The sequence below is a fragment of the Burkholderia sp. DN3021 genome (assembly GCF_049805555.1).
In the GTDB taxonomy this organism is placed as follows: Bacteria; Pseudomonadota; Gammaproteobacteria; order Burkholderiales; family Burkholderiaceae; genus Burkholderia; species Burkholderia pyrrocinia_C.
Window position 1 is genome coordinate 1 of the sequence record NZ_JBNCAB010000049.1, and the last position, 23,170, is coordinate 23,170.

The window sequence follows — 23,170 nt, forward strand, 5'->3', positions numbered from 1 at the left end:
GTGCGGCGGCGGTGGGTGGTGCGGTGGCGCCGGCGGGCGCATCGGGCGCGACGGTTGCTGCCCCGGCATCGGGCACGGCCGTTTCGCCGAACCCGGCCAGCGAAACGAACGTGCCGGCGATGCAGGTGGCGCCGCCGTCGCCGGGCGGGTTCCGCTTCCCGAGCATTCGGCTGCACTGACGGAATTACATTCGTTACAGCCGGAAACGATTCAGTCGGTAGCGCACGCGAACTTGCGCGTAAGCTACCTGCTCCAATCTTCGCATCGACTCATTCATGCAGGTCACTATGATGAAAAAACTGTTCCTGATCCCCGTTTTCGCGGCGCTGTTCTCGTTCGGCGGCGCAGCTCACGCGCAAGTCGACCAGTCGAACCCGCAGGCGCTGATCAAGACGGCGACGCAGCAGGTGCTCGACGAAGTCAAGCAGCAGACGATCAAGCAGGGCGACACCAATCGCATCATTACGATCGTCAACAAGGACATCCTGCCGTACACCGATTTCCGCCGCACCACGCAGCTCGCGATGGGCCGCAACTGGCGCACGGCGACGGCCGAGCAGCAGCAGCAGATTCAGGAGCAGTTCAAGCTGCTGCTGATCCGCACGTATTCGGGCGCGCTCGCGCAGCTGAAGCCGGACCAGCAGATCCAGTACCCGCCGTTCCGCGCGGATCCGGCCGATACCGACGTCGTGGTCAAGACGGTCGCGATGAACAACGGCCAGCCGGTCCAGATCGATTACCGCCTGTACAAGTCGGCGAGCGGCTGGAAGGTGTATGACCTGAACGTGCTCGGCGCATGGCTGATCCAGACGTACCAGCAGCAGTTCAACGAGAAGATCCAGCAAAGCGGCGTGGAAGGCCTGATCCAGTTCCTGACGCAGCGCAACCAGCAACTCGCCGCTGGCAAGCAGGCGTCGTGAGCGGCTTCGAAGCAGGCTCCTCGCTGACCGTCGCGAGCGCGAAGTCCGCGCTCGCGGACGGTCTTGCGCGCATCGGCGCGGGTGCGACCGCCGTCGATTGCGCGGCGCTGACGCAGTTCGACTCGTCCGCGCTCGCCGTGCTGCTCGCATGGCAACGTGCCGCCAAATCGCGCGGCGCGCCCCTCGACATCCTCAATCTCCCCCCGAAGCTCGCCAGCCTCGCGCGCGCCTATGGCGTCGACGCACTCGTCGAAGGCGTCGAGCGACATTGACCCTGTCCGACCGGAGCCTGCCGCGCCAGCCGGCGCGCGCAAGCTTCAGGCCGCGCGCCTTCCGCGCCGGCTCCGCCAGCCGGTTTGCCCTATAATCAAGCGTTTTGCGGGGCAGCCAATCGGCGTCCGGCCCCCATTTTCTTTCGCAGCAAGCACAGAATAGGCGTCGCGGCCGTTGCGTCGCGCACAGTCATGTCAGCCATAGAAATCCGTCACGTCAAGAAGCGCTACAAGTCGCTTCAGGCGCTCAAGGGCGTCAGCCTGTCGGTCGAGGAAGGCGAGTTTTTCGGTCTGCTCGGCCCCAACGGCGCAGGCAAGACCACGCTCATCAGCATCCTCGCCGGGCTTGCCCGGGCCGACGAAGGCAGTATCTCGGTGCGCGGCCACGACGTCGTCAAGGACTTCCGTGGTGCGCGCCGCGCACTCGGCGTCGTGCCCCAGGAACTCGTTTTCGACCCGTTCTTCACCGTCCGCGAGACGCTGCGCATCCAGTCCGGCTATTTCGGGCTGCGCCGCAACGACGACTGGATCGATGAAGTGATGGCCAATCTCGACCTCACCGAGAAGGCCGATGCGAACATGCGCGCGCTGTCGGGCGGGATGAAGCGCCGCGTGCTCGTCGCGCAGGCGCTCGTGCACCGGCCGCCCGTGATCGTGCTCGACGAGCCGACCGCCGGTGTCGACGTCGAATTGCGCCAGACGCTGTGGAAATTCATCTCGCGCCTGAACCGCGAGGGTCACACGATCGTGCTGACCACCCATTATCTCGAGGAAGCCGAGTCGCTGTGCGACCGCATCGCGATGCTGCGTCGTGGCGAAGTGGTCGCGCTCGACCGCACCGACGCGCTGCTGCGCCGCTTCGCGGGGCTGCAACTCTATCTGCGCCTGGCGACCGGCGCGCTGCCGGCCGAGCTGCGCGGGCTGGAGTCCGACCCGGCCGCACGCGCGCCGGGCGAGCACCTGCTGCGCCTCACGAGCTACGACGATGTCGAACGCATCCTCGCGCAGTGCCGCGCGGCGGGCTGCACGTTCGACGAGATCGAGGTCCGCAAGGCCGACCTCGAGGATGTGTTCGTCCAGGTGATGAACGGGGCCGAGGTGATCGAGGGTCTGGCATGAAACAAGAACCCCCACGCTCTCTGCGTTCGCTGCCCCCCGAGGGGGCGCCCGGCACTCTTGGGGCGGCCCGGCGAGTGCCGGGAAGCGGTTTTCAAACGCTGTTCTACAAGGAACTGCTGCGCTTCTGGAAGGTGTCGTTCCAGACGGTGTGCGCGCCGATCGTGACGGCGCTGCTGTATCTGACGATCTTCGGCCACGCGCTGTCGGGCCGCGTCGAGGTGTATCCGGGCGTCGAGTACGTGAGCTTTCTCGTGCCGGGCCTCGTGATGATGAGCGTGCTGCAGAACGCGTTCGCGAACAGCTCGTCGTCGCTGATCCAGTCGAAGATCACCGGCAACCTCGTGTTCATGCTGCTGCCGCCGCTGTCGTATCGCGACATCTTCGGCGCGTACGTGCTCGCGTCCGTCGTGCGCGGGCTCGCGGTCGGCGCGGGCGTGTTCGTCGTGACGATCTGGTTTATCCCGATGCATTTCGCGGCGCCGCTGTTCATCATTGCGTTCGCGCTGCTCGGTTCGGCGATCCTCGGCACGCTCGGCTTGATCGCCGGGATCTGGGCCGAGAAGTTCGACCAGCTCGCCGCGTTCCAGAACTTCCTGATCATGCCGCTGACGTTCCTGTCCGGCGTGTTCTATTCGACGCACTCGCTGCCGCCCGTGTGGCGCGAGATCTCGCGTCTCAATCCGTTTTTCTACATGATCGACGGCTTCCGCTTCGGGTTCTTCGGCGCGTCCGACATCAACCCGTTCGCGAGCCTCGCGATCGTCGCCGGTTTCTTCGTGCTGCTCGCGATGGTCGCGATGCGGCTGCTCGCGACCGGCTACAAACTGCGTCATTGATATCGACAGGCAGCAGCCGCCTCGGGCGGCGCGCGCCGACAGGAGCCTTACACCATGTTGCCGACTCCCGAACAGGTCAAGCAATACATCGCCGGCGGTCTCGCCTGCACGCATCTGGAAGTCGAAGGCGACGGCCAGCATTTCTTCGCGACGATCGTGTCGGCGGCCTTCGAAGGCAAGCGGCCGATCCAGCGGCACCAGCTCGTCTATGCGGCGCTCGGCGATCGCATGAAGCAGGAAATTCACGCGCTCAGCATGAAGACGCTGACGCCCGCCGAATGGCAGAACGCATAACCGGAATTCACTGAGTGCAAGTCACCGTCAACGAGCGCGACGCCGTCCAGAGCGTCGCCACGGCACACCCGGCCGCCAACGGGGAATCGCACGGACATGGGATGGACAAGCTCGCGATCGAGGGCGGCCGCCGCCTGTCCGGCGAGATCGTCGTGTCGGGCGCGAAGAACGCCGCGCTGCCGATCCTGTGCGCGGGGCTGCTCACCGCCGATCCGGTCGAGCTCGACAACGTGCCGAACCTCAAGGACGTGCGCACCACGCTGAAGGTGCTGAACCAGATGGGCGTGAAGAGCGAGACCGACGGCTGCCGCGTGCAGCTCGACGCGTCGCGCGTCGACAACCTCGTGGCGCCGTACGAGCTCGTGAAGACGATGCGCGCGTCGATCCTCGTGCTCGGGCCGCTGCTCGCGCGCTTCGGCGAGGCGAAGGTGTCGCTGCCGGGCGGCTGCGCGATCGGCGCGCGTCCGGTCGACCAGCACATCAAGGGCCTGCAGGCGATGGGCGCCGAGATCAGCATCGAGCACGGCTTCATCGAAGCGCGCGCGAAGCGCCTGAAGGGCGCGCGCATCGTGACCGACATGATCACGGTGACGGGGACGGAAAACCTGCTGATGGCCGCGACGCTCGCTGACGGCGAAACGGTGATCGAAAACGCGGCCCGCGAACCGGAAGTGAGCGATCTCGCACACTTGCTGGTCGAGATGGGCGCGAAAATCGACGGCATCGGCACCGATCGCCTCGTGATCCAGGGCGTCGAGCGGCTGCACGGCGCGCGCCATTCGGTGATTCCCGACCGCATCGAGGCCGGCACGTTCCTGTGCGCGGTCGCGGCGGCGGGCGGCGACGTGATGCTGACGGGCGTGCGCCCGCACATCCTCGACGCGGTGATCGACAAGCTGCGCGAAGCCGGCGTATCGATCGAGGAAGGCGACAGCTGGCTGCGCGTGAAGATGGACCGCCGGCCGTCGGCGGTGACGATCCGCACGTCGGAATACCCGGCGTTCCCGACCGACATGCAGGCGCAGTTCATGGCCCTCAATACGGTCGCGACGGGCGCCGCGCAGGTCGTCGAGACGATCTTCGAGAACCGTTTCATGCACGTGCAGGAGCTGAACCGGCTCGGCGCGAACATCACGATCGACGGCAACACGGCGCTCGTGACGGGCGTCGAGAAACTGTCGGGCGCGAACGTGATGGCGACCGACCTGCGCGCGTCGGCGAGCCTCGTGATCGCCGGGTTGCGTGCCGACGGCGAAACGATCGTCGACCGCATCTATCACCTGGACCGCGGCTACGACCGCATGGAAGCCAAACTGACCGCCGTCGGCGCGAACGTGCGCCGCCTCTCCGGGAGCCAAGCATGAGCGTGCCGCTGACCCTCGCCCTGTCGAAGGGCCGGATTTTCGAGGAAACCCTGCCGCTGCTCGCCGCAGCCGGCGTGCAGGTGGCCGAGGATCCGGAAACGTCGCGCAAGCTGATCCTGCCGACGACCGATCCGAACCTGCGCGTGATCATCGTGCGCGCGAGCGACGTGCCGACCTACGTCGAATACGGCGCGGCCGATTTCGGCGTGGCCGGCAAGGACGTGCTGGTCGAGCACGGCGGCTCGGGCCTGTACCAGCCGATCGATCTGAACATTGCGCGCTGCCGGATGTCGGTGGCCGTGCCGGCCGGCTTCGACTATGCGAACGCGGTGCGCCAGGGTGCGCGCCTGCGGGTCGCGACGAAGTACGTCGAAACGGCACGCGAGCATTTCGCGGCGAAGGGCGTGCACGTCGACCTGATCAAGCTGTACGGCTCGATGGAACTCGCGCCGCTGGTGGGCCTGGCCGACGCGATCGTCGACCTCGTCAGCTCGGGCGGCACGCTGAAGGCGAACAATCTGGTCGAGGTCGAGGAGATCATGGCGATCTCGTCGCGCCTCGTCGTGAACCAGGCTGCGCTGAAGTTGAAGCGCGCGGCGCTCAAGCCGATCCTCGACGCGTTCGAACGCGCGTCGCAGAATGGCGGTTGAGCGCATCACCGTAACGGAACTCCCATGGCCATCACCATTCGCAAACTCGATTCGACGAGCGACGGTTTCGACGCCGCGCTGCGTGCGGTGCTCGCATTCGAAGCGAGCGAAGACGAGGCGATCGAGCAATCGGTCGCGCAGATTCTCGCCGACGTTAAATCGCGCGGCGACGCCGCGGTGCTCGAGTACACGAACCGATTCGACCGGCTGAACGCGGACAGCGTCGCCGCGCTCGAACTGCCGCAGGATGAGCTGCAGACGGCGCTCGACGGCCTCGCGCCGAAGGCGCGCGCGGCGCTGGAAGCGGCCGCGGCGCGCGTGCGTGCGTACCACGAGAAGCAGAAGATCGAGTGCGGCACGCATAGCTGGCAGTACACGGAAAGCGACGGCACGGTGCTCGGCCAGAAGGTCACGCCGCTCGACCGCGTCGGCCTGTACGTGCCGGGCGGCAAGGCCGCGTATCCGTCGTCGGTGCTGATGAACGCGATTCCCGCGCGCGTCGCGGGCGTCGGCGAGATCGTGATGGTCGTGCCGACGCCGGACGGCGTGAAGAACGACCTCGTGCTCGCCGCTGCGCTGCTCGGCGGCGTCGATCGCGTGTTCACGATCGGCGGCGCGCAGGCGGTCGGCGCGCTCGCGTACGGCACGGCAACGGTGCCGCCCGTCGACAAGATCTGCGGGCCCGGCAATGCATACGTCGCGTCGGCGAAGCGCCGCGTGTTTGGCACGGTCGGCATCGACATGATCGCGGGGCCGTCGGAAATCCTCGTGCTGTGCGACGGCACGACCGATCCGAACTGGGTCGCGATGGACCTGTTTTCGCAGGCCGAGCACGACGAACTCGCGCAGTCGATCCTGCTGTGCCCGGACGGCGCGTTCCTCGAGCGCGTCGAGAAGGCGATCAACGAGCTGCTGCCGTCGATGCCGCGCCAGGACGTGATCCGCGCGTCGCTCGAAGGCCGCGGCGCGCTGATCAAGGTGCGCGACATGGCCGAGGCATGCCGGATCGCGAACGACATCGCGCCCGAGCACCTGGAAATCTCGGCACTGGAGCCGCAGCAATGGGGCCAGCAGATCCGCCACGCGGGCGCGATCTTCCTCGGCCGCTACACGAGCGAGAGCCTCGGCGACTACTGCGCGGGCCCGAACCACGTGCTGCCGACGTCGCGCACCGCGCGCTTCTCGTCGCCGCTCGGCGTGTACGACTTCATCAAGCGCTCGAGCCTGATCGAGGTCAGCGCCGAAGGCGCGCAGACGCTCGGCGAGATCGCGTCCGAACTCGCGTACGGCGAGGGGCTGCAGGCGCACGCGAAGAGCGCCGAGTTCCGGATGAAGGGGTAACCCGCGCGCTCTGCGCGGGGCCGGGGCGGGCGCTGACGCGCCGCCCCCCGGTTGAGGAGACGCAGCGCAGGGCGGCAGCCGCCGCCTTGCCGACCATTTGATGCCGGCGCGACGCACGCCGGCTTGAAACCATGACGACGCCACAAGACATCATCCGCCGCGACGTGCTCGCGATGACGAGCTACCCGGTGCCGGACGCGAGCGGATTCGTGAAGCTCGACGCGATGGAGAACCCGTATCCGCTGCCCGAACCGCTCGCCGCGGCGCTCGGCGAGCGTCTCGCGCAGGTCGCGCTGAACCGCTACCCGGCGCCGCGCCCGGCCGCGCTGCTCGACAAGCTGCGCCACGCGATGGGCGTTCCGGCCGCATGCGACGTGCTGCTCGGCAACGGGTCGGACGAAATCATCAGCATGATCTCGGTCGCGTGCGCGCAACCGGGCGCGAAGGTGCTCGCGCCGGTGCCGGGCTTCGTGATGTATGAACTGTCCGCGAAGCTCGCGCAGCTCGAATTCGTCGGCGTGCCGCTGAAGGCCGACCTGACGCTCGACGTCGACGCGATGCTCGCGGCGATCGCAGAGCACCGCCCGGCGATCGTCTATCTCGCGTACCCGAACAACCCGACCGGCACGCTGTACGACGATGCCGACGTCGAGCGGATCGTCGCGGCCGCGCGGCACAGCCTGATCGTGATCGACGAGGCGTACCAGCCGTTCGCCGAGCGCTCGTGGCTGCCGCGCGCCGCCGAGTTCGACAACGTCGTCGTGATGCGCACGGTGTCGAAGCTCGGCCTCGCGGGCATCCGCCTCGGCTATCTCGTCGGGCGGCACGCGTGGCTGACCGAATTCGACAAGGTGCGTCCGCCTTACAACATCAACGTGCTGACCCAGGCGACCGCCGATTTCCTGCTCGATCACCTCGACGTGCTCGACGCGCAGGCGGCCGAACTGCGCGCGGAGCGCGCGCGCCTCGCGCAGGCCGTGGCCGCGCTGCCGGGCGCGACGGTGTTCCCGAGCGCCGGCAATTTCCTGCTGGTGCGCGTGCCGGACGCGGCCGCCGTGTTCGACGCGCTGCTCACCGAGCGGGTGCTGGTCAAAAACGTGAGTAAAATGCATCCGTTACTGGCCGAATGCGTGCGGCTGACCGTCGGTTCTCCCGACGAAAACGCCCGCCTGCTGGCCGCTTTGAAACTCGCGCTGCCCGGTTGAGCCCAGGGCGCGGCGGCGCGCGACGATCAATCCCCATTTACATCAGACTCAATCAAGGAATTGCCATGCGTGTGGCGGAAGTCGTTCGCAATACCAGCGAAACGCAGATCCGTGTGAAGCTCGATCTCGACGGCACCGGCCGGCAGAAGCTGGCCACCGGCGTGCCGTTTCTCGACCATATGCTCGACCAGATCGCGCGACACGGTCTGGTCGATCTCGAGGTCGAAGCGCATGGCGACACGCATATCGACGACCACCACACGGTCGAGGATGTCGGCATCACGCTCGGGCAGGCCGTCGCGAAGGCGATCGGCGACCGCAAGGGCATTCGCCGCTACGGCCATTCGTACGTGCCGCTCGACGAGGCGCTGTCGCGCGTCGTGATCGACTTCTCGGGCCGGCCGGGCCTCGAATTCCACGTGCCGTTCACGCGTGCGCGGATCGGCACGTTCGATGTCGACCTGTCGATCGAATTCTTCCGCGGTTTCGTGAACCACGCGGGCGTCACGCTGCACATCGACAACCTGCGCGGGATCAACGCGCACCATCAGCTCGAGACGGTGTTCAAGGCCTTCGGCCGTGCGCTGCGCGCGGCGGTGGAGCTGGACGAGCGTGCGGCGGGGCAGATCCCGTCGACGAAAGGCAGCCTCTGAACTTCCGAACGGACGGACGCTAAGGACAACCTCACGGCTTCGGCGCGCGGCGCCGGCTTGCGATGGATCTGCTCAAATCGTTCATTTCGCTGCTTGCGCTGATCAATCCGATCGGCGCGGTGCCGTTCTTCCTGAGCCTGACGGCGCAGCAGACGGACATCGAGCGGCGCCGCACGATCCGGATCGCGTCGGTGTCGGTGTTCTGCGTGATGACGGTGACGACGCTGCTCGGGCAGCAGATCATCGACTTCTTCGGCATTTCGGTCGGTTCGCTCGAAGTGGGCGGCGGGATCATCATGCTGCTGATGGCGATCAACATGCTGAACGCGCAGATCGGCAACACGCGATCGACGCCGGAGGAGCGCCACGAGGCCGAGCTGAAGGACAACATCGCGGTCGTGCCGCTGGCGATTCCGCTGCTCACGGGCCCCGGCTCGATCAGCACGGTGATCATCTATGCGGCGAACTCGCGTCACTGGTATGAGCGGGCCGGGCTGGTCGCGATCGGCGCGGTCCTGGCTTTGCTGTGTTTCGTCGCGATGCGGCTCGCCGAGCCGATCGCGAACTGGATCGGCCGCACGGGCATCAACATCGCCACGCGGCTGATGGGTCTGATGCTGTCGGCGCTGGCGGTGGAATTCATCGTCAATGGACTGAGGGCGCTACTGCCTGCACTGAGATGAAAACTTCGATTGCGATTGTGGATTATGGGATGGGCAACCTGCGCTCGGTCGCGCAGGCGCTCAAGAAGGCCGAACCGGACGCCGACGTGGCGATCGTCGACACGCCGGCCGCGATTCGCGCGGCCGACCGCGTCGTGCTGCCCGGCCAGGGCGCGATGCCCGACTGCATGCGCTGCCTCGGCGAATCGGGCCTGCAGGAGGCCGTGATCGAGGCGTCGCGCACGAAGCCGCTGCTCGGCGTGTGCGTCGGCGAGCAGATGCTGTTCGACTGGAGCGCGGAAGGCGACACGAAGGGCCTCGGCCTGCTGCCGGGCAAGGTCGTGCGTTTCGAGCTCGACGGCCGGTTGCAGGACGACGGCTCGCGCTTCAAGGTGCCGCAGATGGGCTGGAACCGAGTGCGCCAGTCGCAGCCGCACCCGCTGTGGGACGGCGTACCCGACGAAGCGTATTTCTACTTCGTGCACAGCTATTACGTGTGCCCGGACAACCCGGCGCATACGGTCGGCGAAACGGCCTACGGCGCGCCGTTTACGTCCGCGGTCGCGCGGGATAATCTCTTCGCGACCCAATTTCACCCCGAGAAAAGCGCGGAGGTCGGGTTGCGTCTGTATCGCAACTTCGTACACTGGAAACCGTGAACGTCGCGTGCGTGCCACAGTCGACGGGCCGCAGAGGCCCGTGTTGCGGGGCTCGCACGCCAATGCGCCGAAAGAGTTGTACTAAACTAGCGAGACGGCGCGGTACCGGATTGGCCGGTACGCGCCGGATTCTTTTCTTCTTCCACGACGATACCCGATTGCTATGTTGCTGATTCCGGCCATCGATCTCAAAGACGGTCAGTGTGTGCGCCTGAAACAGGGCGATATGGACCAGGCCACGATTTTCTCCGAGGACCCGGCGGCGATGGCCCGCAAGTGGGTCGATCTCGGCGCCCGGCGGCTGCATCTGGTCGACCTGAACGGCGCGTTCGCCGGCAAGCCGAAGAATCTCGAGGCGATCGAAGCGATCCTCGACGAAGTCGGCGATGAAATCCCCGTACAGCTCGGCGGCGGCATCCGCAGCCTCGAGACGATCGAGAAGTACCTCGACGCGGGCCTGTCCTACGTGATCATCGGCACGGCGGCCGTGAAGAACCCGGGCTTCCTGCAGGACGCGTGCACCGCGTTCGCCGGCAACATCATCGTCGGGCTGGACGCGAAGGACGGCAAGGTCGCGACCGACGGCTGGAGCAAGCTGACGGGCCACGAAGTGATCGATCTCGCGCGCAAGTTCGAGGACTACGGCGTCGAATCGATCGTCTACACGGACATCGGCCGCGACGGGATGCTGCAGGGCATCAACATCGAGGCGACCGTGAAGCTCGCGCAGGCGGTCGGCATTCCGGTGATCGCGAGCGGCGGCCTGTCGAACCTCACTGACATCGAGAATCTGTGCGAAGTGGAAGAGCACGGCGTCGAAGGCGTGATCTGCGGCCGTGCGATCTATTCCGGCGATCTCGATTTCGCGGCCGCGCAAAAGCGCGCGGACGAACTGAACGGCGAGCTCGACAACGCGTAAGCGCGGTTGTCCCGTTCGCCGGGGCTGCCCGCAGGGCGGCCCCGACCGGAAGCCTCGCGCGAGGCTTCCGTAACCGGCCGTCCCATCGCGGCATTTGGCGCAACATCATGGCTTTAGCTAAACGCATCATCCCCTGCCTGGACGTGACCGCCGGGCGTGTCGTCAAGGGCGTCAATTTCGTCGAGCTGCGCGACGCGGGCGACCCCGTCGAAATCGCCCGCCGTTACGACGACCAGGGCGCCGACGAACTGACGTTCCTCGACATCACCGCGACGTCCGACCAGCGCGACCTGATCCTGCCGATCATCGAGGCGGTGGCGTCGCAGGTGTTCATTCCGCTGACCGTCGGCGGCGGCGTACGCGCCGTCGAGGACGTGCGGCGCCTGCTGAACGCGGGCGCGGACAAGGTCAGCATGAATTCGTCGGCGGTCGCGAACCCGCAGCTCGTGCGCGACGCGGCCGACAAGTACGGCTCGCAGTGCATCGTCGTCGCGATCGACGCGAAGCGTGTGTCGGCCGACGGCGAGACGCCGCGCTGGGAAGTGTTCACGCACGGCGGCCGCAAGGGCACGGGCCTCGACGCGATCGAATGGGCGCGCAAGATGGCCGAGCTCGGCGCGGGCGAGATCCTGCTCACGAGCATGGACCGCGACGGCACGAAATCGGGTTTCGACCTCGCGCTCACGCGCGGCGTGTCGGACGCGGTGCCGGTGCCGGTGATCGCATCGGGCGGCGTCGGCTCGCTGCAGGATCTCGCGGACGGCATCAAGGACGGCCGCGCCGACGCGGTGCTGGCCGCGAGCATCTTCCACTACGGCGAGCACACGGTCGGCGAGGCGAAGCGCTTCATGGCCGACCAGGGCATTCCGGTGAGGCTGTGATGAACACGGAAACGAAATCCCTGCCCGCGTGGCTCGACAAGGTCCGCTGGGACGACCACGGCCTCGTGCCGGTGATCGCGCAGGAAGCGTCGACGAACGACGTGCTGATGTTCGCGTGGATGAACCGCGAGGCGCTGGCGAAGACGATCGAGACGCAGCGCGCGGTCTACTATTCGCGCTCGCGCAAGCGCCTGTGGTTCAAGGGCGAGGAGTCGGGCCACGTGCAGCACGTGCACGAGGTGCGGCTCGACTGCGACGAGGACGTCGTGCTGCTGAAGGTCGAGCAGGTGTCGGGCATCGCGTGCCACACCGGCCGGCATTCGTGCTTCTTCCAGAAATTCGAGGGCACCGTCGACAACGGCGACTGGGTCGCGGTCGAACCGGTGCTGAAAGATCCCGAACACATCTACAAATGACGCAATCGACCGAAGACACGCTGCTGCGCCTCGCGGCGGTGATCGATAGCCGCAAGGGCGGCGATCCCGATCAATCGTACGTATCGCGCCTGTTCCACAAGGGCGACGACGCGGTGCTGAAGAAAATCGGCGAAGAGGCGACGGAAGTCGTGCTGGCCGCAAAGGACGTGCGCCAGGGCGGCGCGCCGACCGCGCTCGTCGGCGAGGTGGCCGACCTGTGGTTCCACTGCCTCGTGATGCTGTCGCACTTCGACCTGAGCCCGGCCGACGTGATCGCCGAGCTCGAGCGCCGCGAAGGGTTGTCGGGCATCGAGGAGAAGGCGCTGCGCAAGCGCCGCGAGCGCGAGGAAAACGGCGGGTGACATGCATCGGCCCGCCGCGGTGGCGACAGTGCGGTAAGCTGTAAGAATTGTCATCTAACGGGGGTAGCATCATGACCGATACGCCAAGCCAGTTTCCGCCGCCGTCGGTGCCGGGGGCCGCGGACGCCGAACGCCTGAACGGGTTGCGCACGCTGACTCACGTGCTCTATGGCCTCTATGCGTTTCATTGGCTGACGGGCGGCGTCACGGGCATCATCGCGATCATCATCAACTACGTGAAGCGCGGCGATGTGGCCGGCACGCCGTATGCCGATCACTTCGAGTGGCAGATCCGCACGTTCTGGCGCGCGCTGATCGCCTACGTGATCGGGTTCGCGCTGATGTTCGTGGTGGTCGGATTCGCAGTGATGTTTGTCACATGGATCTGGACGCTGTACCGTATCATCAAGGGTTGGCTGTACCTGAACGACAACAAGACGCTCGATCCGCAGGCGTGGTTCTGACCGGCCGCGCGCGGGTGTCTGCAGGAGCAACATGAGTCACGATCCGAATTGCCTGTTCTGCAAGATCGCCGCAGGCGAGATCCCGAGCACGAAGGTGCACGAGGATGACGAATTCGTCGCGTTCCGCGACATCCGCCCGGCGGCCGAGACGCACGTGCTCGTGATTCCGCGCCGGCACCTGCCGACGCTGTCGGCGGTGGGCGACGGCGATGCGCCGATGCTCGGGCGGCTGATGCTGCTCGTCGCGCGTCTCGCCGACCAGCTCGGCGTCGCGTATACGGGCGGTGAAAGCGGTTTTCGCACGGTGATCAACACGGGCCCCGGCGGCGGGCAGGAGGTTTACCATCTGCACGCGCATATCCTGGCCGGCCCGCGTCCCTGGCATCGGATGGGTTGACGGCGCGGGGCGTTTCCCCGCATCGATAGTCGAAGCCGGCGCGTCGCCGGCGATTTGCGCCGCGCAGCGGCGTGGTTGAGGAGAGGTTTCATCATGGGTGGATTGAGCATTTGGCACTGGCTGATCGTGCTGCTGATCGTCGCGCTGGTTTTCGGTACGAAGAAGCTGCGCAACATCGGCAACGATCTCGGCAGCGCGGTGAAGGGTTTCAAGGACGGCATGAAGGAAGGCGAAACGCCGGCCGACGCGCAGCAACTGCCGCGCTCGGGCTCGGTCGACGTCAACGCGAAGGAAACGACGCGTTCCGATTCGAACAAGGCGTAACGCCGGCACGCTGACAGGCATTCGCGATGCTGGATCTCGGTCTTTCGAAGATGGCGCTGATCGGCGTCGTCGCGCTCGTGGTGCTCGGCCCCGAGCGCCTGCCGCGCGTCGCGCGTACGGCAGGCGCATTGTTCGGCCGCGCGCAGCGGTACATCAACGACGTGAAGGCCGAGGTCTCGCGCGAAATCGAACTCGACGCGCTGCGGACGATGAAGACCGATTTCGAGTCGGCCGCGCGCAATGTCGAGACGACGATTCACGACAACCTGCGCGAGCACGAGAAGGAACTGAACGACACGTGGCATTCCGCGGTCGGGGGCTTTAACGAAGCTTCGGGCGATGCCGGGTCGTATGGTTCCGACACGCCGGCGGCGCCGTCGTGGCGCGGCAGTACGGCCGCGCTCGCGCCGAAGCGCCGCAACTGGCGTGTCAAGCAGGCGGCGACGCCTGTCTGGTACAAGCGCGCGATTACCCGCCGCACGCACGTGCAGTCGGGCGCCGCGCGTGTCGCGCGCCACCAGCCGGCCAGCCTGCGCCGGCCGACGCGCTTCTTCTGAGTCGAGCGCATGCTCGCTCGTCAATCCTACCGAGGGCCGGTGTGAGCGACCCCCAGCAGAACCCGGGCGACGCCCCGGAAGAAACCTTCATTTCCCATCTCGTCGAGCTCCGCGATCGCATCATTCGCGCGGGGCTGGCCGTGATTGTCGTGTTCCTCGGGCTCGTCTACTGGGCGCCCGACATCTTCAAGCTGCTCGCGCGGCCGTTGATGGAGAACCTGCCGAAGGACGGCAAGATGATCGTCACCGACGTCACGGGCTCGTTCTTCGTGCCGATGAAGGTCACGATGCTCGTCGCGCTCGTGATCGCGCTGCCGATCGTGCTGTACCAGATCTGGGCGTTTGTCGCGCCGGGGCTGTACCAGCACGAGAAGAAGCTCGTCGCGCCGCTCGTCGGCAGCAGCTACTTCCTGTTTCTGTGCGGGATGGCGTTCGCGTACTTCCTCGTGTTCCCGACGATCTTCCGCGTGATGGCGCACTACAACGCGCCGCTCGGCGCCGAGATGACGACCGACATCGACAACTACCTGAGCTTCGTGCTCGGGATGTTCGTCGCGTTCGGGGTCACGTTCGAGGTGCCGATCGTCGTCGTGCTGCTCGTCCGGATGGGCGTGCTGACGGTGAAGAAGCTGAAGGAGATCCGGCCGTACGTGATCGTCGGCGCGTTCGTTGTCGCCGCGGTCGTCACGCCGCCGGACGTATTCTCGCAGCTGATGCTCGCGCTGCCGCTGATCGTGCTGTACGAGGCCGGGATCCTGGCCGCGCGGTTCTTCGTACCGAAGAAGCCGGCCGAAGAGGGCGAGGCGGAGAACGGCGAAGCCGCGAGTTGACGACGGTGCGCCGGGCGGCGCGCGGTGGGTGGCCTTTTTCCGGCCATGCCTGTGCGGCCCGGCGGCGTTGGGGAGCAAAGCAAAGCGGGCGTTGAGGTCACATCCGCGGCAACAAGGTCTTCGATGCAAAGCAAAAGGGCAGCCACCGGCTGCCCTTTTGCGTTTCCGTTCACGGTCGGCGCGCCGGCCGTGAACGTCATTCGGTATCGCTGTCCTGTTCGTCGAGCGCCTGCTTCGGCGGCGGCGGGCGCTTGCCGATCACGACGTTCACGTCGAACTCCTTGCCCTTGCGCACGACGTGCACCTTGGTCGGCGTGCCCGGCTTGATCTGCGCGACGACGTTCAGCAGCTTCGTCGTATCGGTGATTTCCTCGCCGTTGACCGTGACCAGGATGTCGCCCGGCTTGATGCCTGCCTTGTCGGCCGGGCCGCCCTGCAGCACGCCCGCGACGATCGCGCCCGATTTCTGCTGGAGCCCGAACGACTCGGCGATCTCCGGCGTGACGTCCTGCGGCTCGACACCGATCCAGCCGCGCGTGACCGAACCCGTCGTGATGATGCTTTCGAGCACGGTGCGCGCGGTCGATACCGGAATCGCGAAGCCGATGCCGAGCGAGCCGCCCGAGCGCGAATAGATCGCCGTGTTGATGCCGAGCAGGTTGCCGTTCACGTCGACCAGCGCGCCGCCCGAGTTGCCGGGGTTGATCGGTGCGTCGGTCTGGATGAAGTTCTCGAACGTGTTGATGCCGAGGTGGTTGCGGCCGAGCGCGCTGATGATCCCCATCGTAACCGTCTGGCCGACCCCGAACGGGTTGCCGATCGCGAGCACGACGTCGCCGACCCGCGACTGGTCGGAGCGGCCGAGCGTGATTGTCGGCAGGTTCGTCATGTTGATCTTCAGCACGGCGAGGTCGGTCTCGGGATCGCTGCCGATCACCTTCGCGGTGGCCGTGCGCCCGTCGGCGAGCGCGACCTCGATCTGGTCCGCGCCGTCCACGACGTGCTGGTTCGTTAGAATGTAACCTTCAGGGCTCACGATAACGCCCGAGCCTAGGTTGGCTGCCGGTTCGTCCTGCTGCTTGCGGGCGTTGCGGTCGCCGAAGAAGTAGCGGAACAGCGGATCTTTCGCGCGCGGGTCGGGCGGCAGCGAGCCGTCCTTGCTGGAGAATACGTTGACGACGGCCGGCATCGCCTTCTGCGCGGCGTCGGCGTACGACGTGGTCGCCGGTGCGCCGCCGATGCCCGGCGCGACTTCCCGCAGCGCAACGATCGGCGTCGCGAGCTGCTTGCCGAGCTGTCCTTGCCGTTGCAGCCATTGCGGCTTGAGCGTCACGACGATGAACATCAGCGCGAGCAGCACGGTAACCGCCTGCGCGAAGAACAGCCAGAAGCGTCTAAGCATCTGAATGGATTAGAGGTTTATATGGATCGGATCGAACTTGAATTGTACTTGAACAATACCCTTGAAACCGCGCGCTTCAAGGACTATTGCCCGAACGGCCTCCAGGTCGAGGGGCGCCGCAAGATCGAGAAGATCGCCACCGGCGTGACGGCGTCGCTCGCGTTCCTCGAAGCCGCGCTCGAATGGGGGGCGGATGCCGTGCTTGTTCATCACGGCTATTTCTGGCGCAACGAGGCGCCGCAGATCACCGGCCGCAAGTACCAGCGCCTGAAGCTGCTGCTCGCGAACGACCTGAACCTGTTCGCGTTCCACCTGCCGCTCGACGCGCACCCCCGGTTCGGCAACAACGCGCAGCTGGGCGAGAAGCTCGGGCTGATCGGCGAGCAGCGTTTCGGCGACGGTGACCTCGGCTGGATGGCGACGCTGCCGATGCCCGTCACGCTCGAGCACTTCGTCGCGAAGGTCGAGCGCACGCTCGGCCGCACGCCGCTCGTGCTTGGCGATCCGGACCTGCAGCTGCGCCGCATCGCGTGGTGCACGGGCGCCGCACAGAGCTATTTCGACGCGGCGATCGACGCCGGCGCGGACGTATACCTGACGGGCGAGGTGTCCGAATACGTGACGCACACGGCCGCCGAAAGCGGTGTCGCGTTCGTTGCGGCAGGGCACCATGCGACCGAACGCTACGGAATCCAGGCGCTTGGCGCCCACTTGTCGGAAGAATTCGATCTCGAACACCTTTTTATCGATATTCATAATCCGGTCTGAACGCCGGATTTGCGGCAGCGCATCGAAATTCTGCAATGTAGCGGACGCTTAAAAGAGAAATGATTTAATCGCTCCGATAGTGGGGGATAACCCTTAACTATCAATCACTTCGAAGGGATTTTCATCTCCGGGCCTTGTAAATGACGACTCCATTCGAGCAAACTAGCGGCGGAATGGAAAGTCGTGACGGAAAATCCAACTCAGAAGTGGGGCGTGTGATGCGAGACAAGGAAGAGAAACGCGTCGACAGCGGCCGCCGTACCTGGCTGATTGCGACATCCGTAGCAGGTGGCGTAGGAGGCGTAGCCACCGTCATACCTTTCGCGGCGTCGCTTGCGCCGTCCGCGAAAGCGAAAGCGGCCGGTGCACCGGTCGAGGTCGACATCAGCAGCCTGAAGCCCGGCGAGATGGTCACCGTGCCGTGGCGCGGCAAGCCCGTCTGGATCCTGAATCGCACCGATTCGATGCTGGCCGACGTGGTCAAGGCCGACAAGGAAGTGGCCGATCCGACCACGAAGTCCCCGTATTCGATGCCGTTGCCCGCATATTGCGCGAACGAATATCGCGCGCGGACCGATCGCAAGAACATTCTCGTCGTGATGGCCGTATGTACGCACCTCGGCTGCACGCCTAGCCAACGCTTCACGCCGGGTCCGCAGCCGAACCTGCCGGACGACTGGCCGGGCGGTTTCCTGTGCCCGTGCCACGGTTCGACCTACGACCTCGCCGGCCGTGTGTTCAAGAACAAGCCGGCGCCTCAGAATCTCGACATCCCGCCCTACATGTTCACGTCGGCGACGACCCTCGTGATCGGCAAGGACGAGAAAGGAGAAGCGTGATGGCCGCCGACAACAAGGAAGTCTCCACGACAGGTCTCACCGGCTGGATCGACCAGCGCTTCCCGCTCACGTCCACGTGGAAGAAGCACGTTTCCGAGTACTACGCGCCGAAGAACTTCAACTTCTGGTACTTCTTCGGCTCCCTCGCGCTGCTCGTGCTCGTCAACCAGATCGTCACGGGCATCTTCCTGACGATGAACTACAAGCCCGACTCGACGCTCGCGTTCGCGTCGGTCGAGTACATCATGCGCGAGGTGCCGTGGGGCTGGCTGATCCGCTACCTGCATTCGACCGGTGCATCGATGTTCTTCGTGGTCGTCTACCTGCACATGTTCCGCGGGCTGCTGTACGGGTCGTACCGCAAGCCGCGCGAGCTCGTGTGGATCTTCGGCTGCGCGATCTTCCTGTGCCTGATGGCCGAGGCGTTCTTCGGCTACCTGCTGCCGTGGGGCCAGATGTCGTTCTGGGGCGCGCAGGTGATCGTGAACCTGTTCTCGGCGATCCCGTTCGTCGGCCCGGACCTGTCGCTGTGGATTCGCGGCGACTACGTCGTGTCCGACGTCACGCTGAACCGCTTCTTCGCGTTCCACGTGATCGCGATTCCGCTCGTGCTGATCGGCCTCGTGATCGCGCACCTCGTCGCGCTGCACGAAGTGGGGTCGAATAACCCGGACGGCATCGAGATCAAGGCGAAGAAGGACGAGAACGGCATTCCGCTCGACGGCATCCCGTTCCATCCGTACTACTCGGTGCACGATTTCCTCGGCGTGTGCGTGTTCCTGATGGTCTTCGCACTGATCGTGTTCTTCTCGCCGGAGATGGGCGGCTACTTCCTCGAGGCGAACAACTTCGTCCCGGCGAACCCGCTGCAGACGCCGCCCGAGATCGCGCCGGTCTGGTATTTCACCGCGTTCTACGCGATGCTGCGCGCGACCACCGACCCGTTCAAGATCGTGCTGATGATCGCGATCGCGGCGCTCGGCGTGCTCGCGCTGATCCGCGCACGCGGCAAGTGGAAGGTCGGGCTGCCCGTGCTGGCCGCGGCGATCGTCGTATTCATGTACCTGACGGAGTCGAAGTTCTGGGGCGTCGTCGTGATGGGCTCGGCGGTGATCACGCTGTTCTTCCTGCCGTGGCTCGACCGTAGCCCGGTGAAGTCGATCCGCTACCGGCCGTTGTTCCACAAGGTGTTCCTCGGGATCTTCGTCGCGGCGTTCCTGACCCTTGCGTTCCTCGGCACGCGGCCGCCATCGCCGGTTGCGACGCTGATCGCGCAGGCCTGCGCGTTGGTCTACTTCGCGTTCTTCCTCGGCATGCCCGTCTGGACGCAGCTTGGCACGTTCAAGCAGCCGCCGGAGCGGGTGCGCTTCAAGCCCCATTAACGTGAGCGAGGAGAGAACGACATGAAGAAACTGCTTTCGACACTCGCGCTGATCGGGGCGACCGCGTGTGCGCTGCTGGCGGCGCCGGGCGTGCGGGCGGAAGGTAATTTTCCGCTCGACCGGGCGCCCGATAACACGGAAAATCTCGTTTCGCTTCAGCACGGCGCGCAATTGTTTGTAAACTATTGCCTGAACTGCCACAGCGCGAACCTGATGCGCTACAACCGTCTGACGGATCTGGGCATATCCCAGAAGGAGATCGAAACGAATCTCCTGTTCACGACCGACAAGGTCGGAAACACGATGTCCGTCGCGATGCGGCCCGAAGACGCGAAGAATTGGCTCGGCACCTCGCCGCCCGACCTGTCGGTCGAGGAGCGCGCGCGCGGCCGCGACTGGCTGTATACGTATCTGCGGAGTTTCTACCGCGACGATACGCGGCCGTCCGGCTGGAACAACGCGGTGTTCGAGAACGTCGGCATGCCCCATGTGTTGTGGCAGCTGCAGGGGCAGCGCATCGCCAAATTCGAAGACAAGACGGACGAGGAGACGGGCGAGAAGGCCCACACGCTCGTCGGCTTCCAGCAGGTCACGCCGGGGACGTTGTCGTCACCGGACTATGATGCTGCGGTTGCCGACCTGGTGGCCTATATGACATGGATGTCCGAGCCGGCCCAGCATACCCGCAAGCGCCTCGGCGTGTGGGTGCTGGTCTTTCTCGGTGTCCTGACTTTCCTGGCCTGGCGGCTCAATGCCGCGTACTGGAAAGACATCAAGTAAACACGCCTGACCGGCGTGGGGCCGACGCAACGCGGAACCCGTGAAAGGGGTTTCGCCGCGTGCCGGCCCACGGCTTTTTTGAGGAAACGCAAATATGATGGTTCTGTATTCCGGCACAACTTGCCCGTTCTCCCAGCGTTGCCGGCTGGTGCTGTTCGAGAAGGGCATGGACTTCGAAATCCGTGACGTCGACCTGTTCAACAAGCCGGAAGACATTTCGGTGATGAACCCGTATGGTCAGGTGCCGATCCTGGTCGAGCGTGACCTGATCCTGTACGAATCGAACATCATCAACGAGTACATCGACGAGCGCTTCCCGCATCCGCAACTGATGCCGGCCGACCCCGTGCAGCGCGCACGCGCGCGCCTGTTCCTGCTCAACTTCGAGAAGGAACTGTTCGTTCACGTCAGCACGCTCGAGAACGAGAAGGGCAAGGCAGCGGAGAAGAATCACGAGAAGGCACGCCTCGCGATCCGCGATCGCCTGACGCAGCTCGCGCCGATCTTCGTGAAGAACAAGTACATGCTCGGCGAGGAGTTCTCGATGCTCGACGTCGCGATCGCGCCGCTGCTGTGGCGTCTGGATCACTACGGCATCGAGCTGTCGAAGAACGCTGCGCCGCTGATGAAGTACGCCGAACGGATCTTCAGCCGTCCGGCCTATATCGAAGCACTGACGCCGTCCGAAAAGGTCATGCGTCGTTGATGATGCAATGAAGGCAAGACGGAGCAGGCGGCGCGGCGTGCCGCGCGCCCGCTCCGGGTTCGAGGATTGTGATGCAAGAGATTTCAACGAAGCCTTATCTGCTGCGCGCGTTGTACGAGTGGTGCACCGATAACGGTTACACGCCGCATATCGCGGTGAGGGTCGACAACTCGACGCGCGTGCCGCGTCAGTTCGTGCGTGACGGCGAGATCGTGCTCAACATCAGCTTCGAGGCGACGAGCCAGTTGCAGATGGGCAACGAGTGGATCGAGTTCACTGCCCGGTTCTCCGGGAAGGCGCACAAGATCGAGATTCCGGTTGCCAACGTGCTCGCGATCTATGCGCGCGAGAACGGGCAGGGGATGGCGTTCCAGGTCGATGCGGTCGCGGGCGAAGGCGAGGATTCGGGCACGTTCGACGAAGAAACCGCGCCGGCGGATGATGTGCAGCGCGACGAGTCGCCTGCCGCACTGACGCCGGTTGCGGAGCGAGGCGCGAACGAGGAACCCTCCGAAGGTGCCGACGAACCGCCGAAAACCGACGGCGACGGCTCGAAAGGCGGCTCCAGACCTCGCCTCAAGATCGTGAAATGAGGTAGAATCTCCCGCTTACGCCGGCTTAGCTCATCTGGTAGAGCAGTTGACTTGTAATCATCAGGTGGCGGGTTCGAGTCCTGCAGCCGGCACCATATCCAGCAAGGGGTTACGCGATGTTTGCGTAGCCCCTTCGCGTTTCCAATCCGCCCCTCACGTTTCCAATCAGCGTCAGCGAGACGGTTTTACGGGCCGCGTGCCGCGCACGTAGCGCGCCGTCATGCCTGGCCCGCTGTGTCCTGCCAGGCGCTGCCCTGCCTCCAGCCCTTCGTCGATCGTCTTGTGCGTGACGCCGCGCGCGCGGAGGTCGCGGAACTGAAATTTCGCCTTCTCGATGCCGGCCAGCTCGCGCGCCTTGTCGAAGCGCGAACGCAGCTTGCCCTTCGTGAGCGGATAGCCTTGCTCGTCGCGCAGCAGGTAGGGCGAGACGTCGACCTTTGTTCCGCGCCAGGCGAGTAACCGGTCGATCAACGCAGCGAGGTCGCCCGTGATCTGGATGGTGACAAACGCCCCGGTCTTGCGGGTGCGGAAGATCAGGTTGCCTTTCACGATGTTCGACTTCAACACACCGAGGACATCAGACGGGCGCTGCGCGCAGAGGTCGGCCAGATCCATCGCGTTTCGCAGCGGCACGTCGGCGACGGCGTAAACGGATGCATACAGCTCGTCATCGATCAGGATGTCCTGGCGACCCTTCTCCTTCTTACCACGCACGCCAGCGCACGGGTTTGCGATCGTCATCATGCTCCACAGCCGCCCGCAGTTCAGGACCAGCGACAGTACGGCCTTCGTGCGGTTCGCTGTCACGACGCCGCGCTTCTCTGCCGTGGCGCGCCAGATCGTCGCGACGTCGGCCGGCGTGAGCGTGTCGAGCTCGCGATCGCCGATGACGCCCGCGAGCCGGGACAGGAACAGGTCGTACATGCGCTGCGTCGCCGGCGACTTCTGCGGCAGCTCGCGCACGCGGTAAGCCTGGTCGAGCATCGCGAACGTGTGCCGTGTCGTTTCCGACGACGGTGCACGCGTCCCTTCGAACTCGGCCCAACGTTGGAGCGCGACGACGCGATCAGTTCCGAGCGGTTCGAGAAAGCGCCGCCCGTCCACCTCGCCGTGGTCGTAGTAGTAGCGCAGGGAGCCGTCTGCGTTCTTGCGCGAACGGAAGCGCGGAATTGCACCGGGAGTTTGTGCCTTGCCTGCCATCACACTGCGCCGAGGTTCAGCGATGTGGGCGCGGCGGGCTGTGGTGCGCGCGTATGTTTCGATTCGATGATGCCCATCTGTTTGTCGTGGTAAGCGCGTGCGACCAACACGCGGCCGTGCACGTCGACGACATGCGGCCAACCCTGTCTAGCCAGCCACAGGAGTTGGCGCGCGCGTTGCGGCGTACCGGTCAATTCGCGCAGTTCTTGTCGGCCGAGGTACGGGCCGGCGCCGCGCTGCGAAATGCGGCCGGAATATTCTTGCATGGTGATTTTCACCGCGTAAAGAGGGGACACGCAGAACAACTAGTGGACTCGTGGTTTTCGCGAAAAATGCTCGTAAGTCGTTGATTTGAAATGGTTGCGTACGCCACTA

General features: G+C 65.4%; 30 protein-coding genes, 1 tRNA gene and 1 pseudogene. 29 read left to right on the forward strand and 3 right to left on the reverse strand.

Going from position 1 to position 23,170, the window contains the following annotated elements; all coding sequences use genetic code 11:
• The 22 genes and pseudogenes from ACPUER_RS22590 to tatC form a co-directional block, all read left to right on the forward strand.
• Window positions 1-179 (forward strand): annotated as a pseudogene (locus ACPUER_RS22590) (MlaA family lipoprotein); the annotation flags it as partial.
• Window positions 180-290: 111 nt separating this feature from the next.
• Complete coding sequence (locus ACPUER_RS22595; protein ID WP_175963224.1) at window positions 291-920, forward strand: MlaC/ttg2D family ABC transporter substrate-binding protein; 630 nt, start codon at window positions 291-293, stop codon at window positions 918-920.
• Window positions 917-1,192, forward strand: coding sequence for an STAS domain-containing protein (locus ACPUER_RS22600; RefSeq protein WP_175963223.1), 276 nt, complete (start codon window positions 917-919; stop codon window positions 1,190-1,192). Before ACPUER_RS22595 ends, ACPUER_RS22600 begins: the two co-directional genes overlap by 4 nt.
• A gap of 192 nt (window positions 1,193-1,384) precedes the next feature.
• Complete coding sequence (locus tag ACPUER_RS22605) at window positions 1,385-2,311, forward strand: ABC transporter ATP-binding protein (RefSeq protein WP_175963222.1); 927 nt, start codon at window positions 1,385-1,387, stop codon at window positions 2,309-2,311.
• Window positions 2,308-3,147 (forward strand): ABC transporter permease, encoded by an 840-nt coding sequence (locus ACPUER_RS22610; protein WP_244137396.1) that lies wholly within the window; start codon window positions 2,308-2,310, stop codon window positions 3,145-3,147. The genes ACPUER_RS22605 and ACPUER_RS22610 overlap by 4 nt, the downstream gene beginning before the upstream one ends.
• A 54-nt stretch (window positions 3,148-3,201) precedes the next feature.
• The gene (locus tag ACPUER_RS22615) at window positions 3,202-3,441 is read left to right on the forward strand and encodes a BolA family protein (protein WP_006477131.1); all 240 of its coding nucleotides are present in this window, start codon (window positions 3,202-3,204) and stop codon (window positions 3,439-3,441) included.
• A 14-nt stretch (window positions 3,442-3,455) separates the two neighbouring features.
• Window positions 3,456-4,805 carry a UDP-N-acetylglucosamine 1-carboxyvinyltransferase gene (gene murA, locus ACPUER_RS22620; protein WP_175963221.1) on the forward strand — a complete coding sequence of 450 codons (1,350 nt, stop codon included), beginning with the start codon at window positions 3,456-3,458 and terminating at the stop codon, window positions 4,803-4,805.
• On the forward strand, window positions 4,802-5,455 hold the full coding sequence (gene hisG, locus ACPUER_RS22625; protein ID WP_034183648.1) for an ATP phosphoribosyltransferase: 654 nt from the start codon (window positions 4,802-4,804) through the stop codon (window positions 5,453-5,455). The genes murA and hisG overlap by 4 nt, the downstream gene beginning before the upstream one ends.
• Before the next feature lie 24 nt (window positions 5,456-5,479).
• Complete coding sequence (gene hisD / locus ACPUER_RS22630; protein WP_175963220.1) at window positions 5,480-6,796, forward strand: histidinol dehydrogenase; 1,317 nt, start codon at window positions 5,480-5,482, stop codon at window positions 6,794-6,796.
• Window positions 6,797-6,927: 131 nt separating this feature from the next.
• A complete protein-coding gene (gene hisC / locus ACPUER_RS22635) occupies window positions 6,928-8,001 on the forward strand; it encodes a histidinol-phosphate transaminase (RefSeq protein WP_072443886.1) in 1,074 nt (357 codons plus the stop codon).
• Between the two features lie 65 nt (window positions 8,002-8,066).
• Window positions 8,067-8,654: an imidazoleglycerol-phosphate dehydratase HisB gene (gene hisB / locus ACPUER_RS22640; protein ID WP_011546606.1), complete on the forward strand. Its 588-nt coding sequence runs from the start codon at window positions 8,067-8,069 to the stop codon at window positions 8,652-8,654.
• A gap of 62 nt (window positions 8,655-8,716) precedes the next feature.
• A complete protein-coding gene (locus tag ACPUER_RS22645; RefSeq protein ID WP_072443888.1) occupies window positions 8,717-9,337 on the forward strand; it encodes a MarC family protein in 621 nt (206 codons plus the stop codon).
• A complete protein-coding gene (gene hisH, locus ACPUER_RS22650) occupies window positions 9,334-9,975 on the forward strand; it encodes an imidazole glycerol phosphate synthase subunit HisH (protein WP_425132156.1) in 642 nt (213 codons plus the stop codon). The genes ACPUER_RS22645 and hisH overlap by 4 nt, the downstream gene beginning before the upstream one ends.
• 163 nt (window positions 9,976-10,138) lie before the next feature.
• Window positions 10,139-10,894, forward strand: coding sequence for a 1-(5-phosphoribosyl)-5-[(5-phosphoribosylamino)methylideneamino]imidazole-4-carboxamide isomerase (gene hisA, locus ACPUER_RS22655; protein ID WP_175963218.1), 756 nt, complete (start codon window positions 10,139-10,141; stop codon window positions 10,892-10,894).
• A gap of 107 nt (window positions 10,895-11,001) precedes the next feature.
• Window positions 11,002-11,775 carry an imidazole glycerol phosphate synthase subunit HisF gene (hisF, locus tag ACPUER_RS22660; protein ID WP_034183654.1) on the forward strand — a complete coding sequence of 258 codons (774 nt, stop codon included), beginning with the start codon at window positions 11,002-11,004 and terminating at the stop codon, window positions 11,773-11,775.
• Window positions 11,775-12,191, forward strand: a complete 417-nt coding sequence (gene hisI, locus ACPUER_RS22665) for a phosphoribosyl-AMP cyclohydrolase (protein ID WP_175963217.1) — start codon at window positions 11,775-11,777, stop codon at window positions 12,189-12,191. The genes hisF and hisI overlap by 1 nt, the downstream gene beginning before the upstream one ends.
• Complete coding sequence (locus ACPUER_RS22670; RefSeq protein ID WP_006485344.1) at window positions 12,188-12,553, forward strand: phosphoribosyl-ATP diphosphatase; 366 nt, start codon at window positions 12,188-12,190, stop codon at window positions 12,551-12,553. Before hisI ends, ACPUER_RS22670 begins: the two co-directional genes overlap by 4 nt.
• Before the next feature lie 71 nt (window positions 12,554-12,624).
• Entirely contained in the window at window positions 12,625-13,017 is a 393-nt protein-coding gene (locus ACPUER_RS22675) for a DUF4870 family protein (RefSeq protein WP_072443897.1), read from the forward strand.
• A gap of 31 nt (window positions 13,018-13,048) precedes the next feature.
• The gene (locus ACPUER_RS22680; RefSeq protein WP_425132157.1) at window positions 13,049-13,414 is read left to right on the forward strand and encodes a histidine triad nucleotide-binding protein; all 366 of its coding nucleotides are present in this window, start codon (window positions 13,049-13,051) and stop codon (window positions 13,412-13,414) included.
• 93 nt (window positions 13,415-13,507) lie between these two features.
• On the forward strand, window positions 13,508-13,738 hold the full coding sequence (gene tatA, locus ACPUER_RS22685) for a Sec-independent protein translocase subunit TatA (protein WP_034183658.1): 231 nt from the start codon (window positions 13,508-13,510) through the stop codon (window positions 13,736-13,738).
• A 26-nt stretch (window positions 13,739-13,764) separates the two neighbouring features.
• The gene (gene tatB / locus ACPUER_RS22690; RefSeq protein WP_310141925.1) at window positions 13,765-14,295 is read left to right on the forward strand and encodes a Sec-independent protein translocase protein TatB; all 531 of its coding nucleotides are present in this window, start codon (window positions 13,765-13,767) and stop codon (window positions 14,293-14,295) included.
• 41 nt (window positions 14,296-14,336) lie between these two features.
• Window positions 14,337-15,125: a twin-arginine translocase subunit TatC gene (gene tatC, locus ACPUER_RS22695; RefSeq protein ID WP_310141921.1), complete on the forward strand. Its 789-nt coding sequence runs from the start codon at window positions 14,337-14,339 to the stop codon at window positions 15,123-15,125.
• Window positions 15,126-15,321: 196 nt separating this feature from the next.
• Here the strand turns inward: tatC and ACPUER_RS22700 are convergent, their stop codons facing one another.
• The gene (locus ACPUER_RS22700) at window positions 15,322-16,527 is read right to left on the reverse strand and encodes a Do family serine endopeptidase (protein ID WP_175963215.1); all 1,206 of its coding nucleotides are present in this window, start codon (window positions 16,525-16,527) and stop codon (window positions 15,322-15,324) included.
• Between the two features lie 21 nt (window positions 16,528-16,548).
• On the opposite strand from ACPUER_RS22700, the gene ACPUER_RS22705 reads away from it, so the two are divergent.
• From ACPUER_RS22705 to ACPUER_RS22735, 7 genes are all read left to right on the forward strand, one after another.
• Window positions 16,549-17,295, forward strand: a complete 747-nt coding sequence (locus ACPUER_RS22705; RefSeq protein WP_174417389.1) for a Nif3-like dinuclear metal center hexameric protein — start codon at window positions 16,549-16,551, stop codon at window positions 17,293-17,295.
• Window positions 17,296-17,513: 218 nt separating this feature from the next.
• On the forward strand, window positions 17,514-18,134 hold the full coding sequence (petA, locus tag ACPUER_RS22710; protein WP_034183663.1) for a ubiquinol-cytochrome c reductase iron-sulfur subunit: 621 nt from the start codon (window positions 17,514-17,516) through the stop codon (window positions 18,132-18,134).
• The gene (locus ACPUER_RS22715) at window positions 18,134-19,516 is read left to right on the forward strand and encodes a cytochrome b (RefSeq protein ID WP_425132158.1); all 1,383 of its coding nucleotides are present in this window, start codon (window positions 18,134-18,136) and stop codon (window positions 19,514-19,516) included. Before petA ends, ACPUER_RS22715 begins: the two co-directional genes overlap by 1 nt.
• Before the next feature lie 21 nt (window positions 19,517-19,537).
• Entirely contained in the window at window positions 19,538-20,296 is a 759-nt protein-coding gene (locus ACPUER_RS22720; RefSeq protein WP_175963213.1) for a cytochrome c1, read from the forward strand.
• Between the two features lie 94 nt (window positions 20,297-20,390).
• Window positions 20,391-21,002 carry a glutathione S-transferase N-terminal domain-containing protein gene (locus ACPUER_RS22725; RefSeq protein ID WP_006400565.1) on the forward strand — a complete coding sequence of 204 codons (612 nt, stop codon included), beginning with the start codon at window positions 20,391-20,393 and terminating at the stop codon, window positions 21,000-21,002.
• A gap of 71 nt (window positions 21,003-21,073) precedes the next feature.
• Window positions 21,074-21,595 carry a ClpXP protease specificity-enhancing factor gene (locus ACPUER_RS22730; RefSeq protein WP_425132159.1) on the forward strand — a complete coding sequence of 174 codons (522 nt, stop codon included), beginning with the start codon at window positions 21,074-21,076 and terminating at the stop codon, window positions 21,593-21,595.
• 19 nt (window positions 21,596-21,614) lie between these two features.
• A tRNA-Thr gene (locus ACPUER_RS22735) sits at window positions 21,615-21,690 on the forward strand.
• A gap of 76 nt (window positions 21,691-21,766) precedes the next feature.
• On the opposite strand, the gene ACPUER_RS22740 is transcribed toward ACPUER_RS22735, so the two are convergent.
• Together ACPUER_RS22740 and ACPUER_RS22745 are read right to left on the reverse strand one after the other, a co-directional pair.
• Window positions 21,767-22,558, reverse strand: coding sequence for a tyrosine-type recombinase/integrase (locus tag ACPUER_RS22740; RefSeq protein WP_425132160.1), 792 nt, complete (start codon window positions 22,556-22,558; stop codon window positions 21,767-21,769).
• A 236-nt stretch (window positions 22,559-22,794) separates the two neighbouring features.
• On the reverse strand, window positions 22,795-23,061 hold the full coding sequence (locus ACPUER_RS22745; RefSeq protein ID WP_425132161.1) for a DUF4224 domain-containing protein: 267 nt from the start codon (window positions 23,059-23,061) through the stop codon (window positions 22,795-22,797).
• Window positions 23,062-23,170: the final 109 nt, after the last annotated feature.